The following is a 3,672-nucleotide window of genomic DNA, read 5'->3' on the forward strand; positions in this document are numbered from 1 at the left end:
GTTATGCAGTTATGCAATCATGAGCACACTGGTACGTCCGACGGGCATCGTTTTCCTTATGCAGTCGAGAGTGCTTCGCCCGATGGGGATTCTGTCACCAGTTGTGGATCAGTTGCCTGTACCGTTTTTCCGGTCAGAGTCGCTTGACCGATCAGAGTGGCAAAGGCCACGTCCGCAGCGTCACGGCCGGCACCAATTCGTACGAAACCGGCGATGGGGGCCAGACGAGTAGCGTCGAACAGGATCCAGTCGCCACCCAGATAGGCTTCGAAGAACCCATGAAAATCGGGTGGGTTCAGATTCACGGCGTAGCCAGAGACGTATCGTGCAGGAATTCCCAAAGCCCGGCACAGGGCAATGGCCACATGCGCATAATCTCGACAGACACCGGTACGCTGCAGCAGTACATCACAGGCAGTACTACTGGGACCCGTGCTGCCGGGGGTATACGAGAGATTGTTGAAAACCCACTCACTGATCTGGCTGACACGATTGAAACCGCGATCGATATGGCCGAAATTATCGGCGGCGAACTTGCCAAGCTTGTCCGACTCGCAATAGCGGCTGGGGTTGAGATAAGGCAGCACTTCGGCAGGCAATTCGGTGTAATCGAGTTCATTCAGATCCGCATTGGAGGGGTGCTTGGGCTCGATGGCGGCCGTTGCGGAGTAGTGAATGGTTGTCGAACCCGGTTGCAGACTGAGTCGACACGCCCGGTTCCCGAGAGGCCCTTCCTGCAGATAATCGACAGAAGTTGATGGATTGACTGTCAGGATTTCATCGCTGATTGCCTGACGAGCTGTCCGCATGGCAGCCACTTTCAACAGGATGGTAGTGGGTGCGTGAACGGAATAGGTCAATTCACTGTGGAGATTGATGATTCTTTCAGTCATTGCTGTCTACAGCCTCTGGGAGCAAGGTGGGCTACCTCGCATCGCCTGAACGGTATCACCGTAGTGCTGTCATTGCGTGAGATCGTAGAATCCACCCTGCATGTCACCCTGAATGAATCATGACGTGGCGACGCCGGCGGTTTGACGTTACTTGCCGAGATTCATTAGTGTCGTGCAGACCGACATGCGATTGCAACCGAATTCACATCGGGTTTTCGTCCCCTGAATTGGGGCGAGGCGTCAATCAGGTTGAAAATGAAATAAATGCAAGGCGCGGTCAGATCGCTTCTGGCAGGGCTAACATTCTGTCGGCCGTAGCCACGGTTGCAAATTATGGAGAGAAAACATGACAGTCAGAAACGTGATGAAGATGCTGCTGGTAGCTACTGTGCTGGCAACAGTAACAGCCTGTACGGCAAGCCCTACAAGGGAAAGCACCGGTGAATTCGTTGACAATACCGTCGTCACAGCAAAGGTGAAGTCTGCACTGGCCAAGGATTCCCTGGGAACACTGGTTGATGTTGAAGTGGAAACTTTCCGTGATGTCGTGCAACTGAGCGGTTTTGTCGATTCCGAGGAAGACAAGGCACGGGCTGAGGAGTTGGCCAGCGCCGTGGAGGGAGTTGGCAGTGTGGAGAACAGTCTGATCGTCAAGCAGTAGCGCTCATCAGATTCCCTGCCAGGTCTGTGACCCGCGGGGATGATCGGTGATTTCGGTCGCGAAGCGGTGGGTAGCCAGATGGTGATGGTTGCCCACCAGCGGATGGCGACTTGGCATCAAGGTAGTTCTGGCCAAGTGAGCCGATGAATCTGGCAACTGGAATCGGCACAGGTGGATGGTACGTGAGTCCTCATGCAGACATGATGGTGGTAGCGTGCGCGGATGATTGTTGGACCATGAATACCGCGGTTGCTTCCTTGTTCTCTGCTGTGGGAATCCATTCGGTATCATCGTCAAGGCGATTCTCCTGCCTGACATCATTCACGGGCAAGAGCAGGTCGGCATCCACCGGCGCGCCGCGAAAGGCTGGCCAAGTGTTGTTCAGCATATTGGCTTGCTGAGCCCGCAGAATGACCTGACGTATCCCACCACGCGCATCGCCGGTTGCTTGCGGCACGATAGAGCGAAAATTGACTTTCGGATGCTATCCAACGACGGCGTCTCCGAGCTTGCGCATCATTCGGTTTTACCCACCGCCCAGCCAGTTGTCCATGACCAGGTTGCCAGTCAGTTCTGCGGCGTGGATGGTACGAACCGCTGAACCGATAGCAGCATCGGCCAATGTCGTCTTGACGAATCTGTTCGGGGAGGGGGCAGTCCATTGCGTCCGGAACGCTACGAAACAAATTCCCGAAGTGTGGGTAATAAGGGCATTGCCAAGCACTGTCCGCCAGCGCATTATCCGCGCTCCTGATAACCCCTTCACCCTCATCGCCAGAGCGATTAATGAAAGCCTTCCGACGCACTTCCCTGACCGTTGCCATCACCTCCGTTCTGGCAATTTCAGCGTGTAGTACATCCGGTGAAACCTCGGTTCCTTTCAACGTTAGTACAGAGGCCGCATTGGACGGAACCGTGTCGCAGTCACCGGTTGCCGAGGAAGCAACATTGCAGGGATCGGGCATACTGAAACTGGATGCCGACTATCCTTCCATGCTGGAAGCTTTGGCAGGCTATCGTCTCGAGACGCAGGCGGAAGAGATGATGCTGCTGGGTGATAGTGTTGCCTTGTCGGCAATTGGCAGCACCGAACTCGAGACAGCCACGTTCGACGTGTTGGATCGTGATGAGACACTGACACCCGATTTGGTGAGAACAGCCTACAGTTGCGAGTTGGGCGGCGAGATGGTTATTGAAAGCGGCGCACTTCTTCTCGACGAGGAGAGTTACACGCATCGGGTCTCGATGGATAGCTACCACTTCGATCAGTGCCGAGTGGCAATCGATGGCGAACAGCTTTTCAATGGTTCCCTGAGTGTGCTTGACGACTACACCTCAGGCCGTCATTTTACCGTCAGATCAGGACGTGTCGTCTGGCAAGGCTTCGAATGGCAACGCGGTCATGGCGTCAATATCAGTGGCAATGCCATGATTGAAACGTACAATTTCAACTCGTTCGACTCGCAACAGTATCGCAAGGCCAGTATTCAGGATTACTCCATGAGCCGCGGCAGCGAGATCGTGGAGCAGGTGAGCGATGGCGTGTTTACGCAGACAGCGGAATCCTCCGCCAACGGTGGCATCAATGACTATGTGATGAGTGCTTCCGGCAGTGTGGTCAATGCCTCTGGCATAGCCGTCCACATCAAGACGGACCCTGCCATTTCCAGCCATATTGCAGCGGCATCTCTGGACATCGAGTCTGCGTTCGACGGGCAGGTGCTGTTGACTGCCGACGATGGCAGCGAATTGAGTCTGGTGGCCAATCAGCTCGCTGATTCGAGAGCGCTGCTGGTGGACGTTGACTACCGTAACGCGGCTGGTGTGTTGCGATCTCAGGTGGGTGAGCGGTTTGCGGAGTTGGGGTTTGTGGCTCCGTAGGATTTCGTTCAGTGATTTCGGGAACGATGTTCGATGCTATCAGTGAGTTGTGCATGGTCAATCGTGCTTTGAATATCATGGCATGTAAGAGCTAGCCTCAATGTGACAAAACTACGCCGCATTTTGAGCGGATCGCTCGTATGCCTAGAAGGTTGCCAGTAGTTTTGGGTTGATTCCGATCTCCAGAATAGCTTTGCCTGCATTATTCACCAAACGCCCGGCTCGATTGATCAGCTC

4 protein-coding genes are annotated in these 3,672 nt (G+C 54.6%); 3 read left to right on the plus strand and 1 reads right to left on the minus strand.

The features are described 5' to 3' along the window. Positions 1–56: 56 nt before the first annotated feature. The gene (locus tag ACUNV4_RS26220) at positions 57–893 is read right to left on the minus strand and encodes a transglutaminase-like domain-containing protein (protein ID WP_430881618.1); all 837 of its coding nucleotides are present in this window, start codon (positions 891–893) and stop codon (positions 57–59) included. Between the two features lie 346 nt (positions 894–1,239). On the opposite strand from ACUNV4_RS26220, the gene ACUNV4_RS26225 reads away from it, so the two are divergent. The 3 genes from ACUNV4_RS26225 to ACUNV4_RS26235 all read left to right on the plus strand — a co-directional run bounded on the left by ACUNV4_RS26225 (position 1,240) and on the right by ACUNV4_RS26235 (position 3,435). After that, positions 1,240–1,554, plus strand: coding sequence for a BON domain-containing protein (locus ACUNV4_RS26225; RefSeq protein ID WP_430881619.1), 315 nt, complete (start codon positions 1,240–1,242; stop codon positions 1,552–1,554). 229 nt (positions 1,555–1,783) lie between these two features. Next, positions 1,784–2,155: a hypothetical protein gene (locus tag ACUNV4_RS26230; protein ID WP_430881620.1), complete on the plus strand. Its 372-nt coding sequence runs from the start codon at positions 1,784–1,786 to the stop codon at positions 2,153–2,155. Between the two features lie 185 nt (positions 2,156–2,340). Beyond that, complete coding sequence (locus ACUNV4_RS26235) at positions 2,341–3,435, plus strand: hypothetical protein (protein ID WP_430881621.1); 1,095 nt, start codon at positions 2,341–2,343, stop codon at positions 3,433–3,435. Positions 3,436–3,672: the final 237 nt, after the last annotated feature.

The organism is Granulosicoccus sp. 3-233 (assembly GCF_052681095.1).